Genomic DNA, 483 nt, shown 5'->3' with positions numbered 1-483 from the left:
TGGCGGGGGACGGAAGGGGGCGCCGTGGGTTCGGCCGCGGGTGCAGGCTCGGGCGTGACGACGCCGAGTGCCTGCTGCATGTTCACCAGCACGGTGTGGTCCTGCTGCAGGCGCAGCAGCTGGTCGTTGAGGGTGTCGATATCGGCGCGGAGGCGGTCCTGTTCCTTGGCGTTGCGTTCGAGGTCGGCAGTTACCTGGGCGCTGTACTGCGCCTTGAGATCGATTGTCTGTGCTGGTGTCGAGGCCATGACCGTTCTCCCTTTGGGTAGATGGCTGTGCTGTTGGCCAGGCATGTTACTCACCCGTTCTGTCTTCACAGCTCCTGCGTCGCCACAGCACCAGATCGCAGATGTCCTGCAGCTACCGAGGGCCGGGAACGGGGCGATGCGGCCTGAACAGCAGGTGCACCCCAACGCGCCCTCTACGAAGGGGAGTTGCGTCATCAGCCCGAACTGTGGGAAAGGTGGCTGTCGATCCAGGACA

1 pseudogene is annotated in these 483 nt (G+C 64.4%); it reads right to left on the bottom strand.

Going from position 1 to position 483, the window contains the following annotated elements:
- A pseudogene (locus AOK15_RS47800) lies at positions 1–248 on the bottom strand (hypothetical protein); the annotation flags it as partial.
- Positions 249–483: the final 235 nt, after the last annotated feature.

This window comes from Streptomyces ossamyceticus, assembly GCF_001418475.1.
GTDB lineage: Bacteria > Actinomycetota > Actinomycetes > Streptomycetales > Streptomycetaceae > Streptomyces > Streptomyces ossamyceticus.
This window is presented reverse-complemented; position numbering and strand designations above follow the sequence as displayed.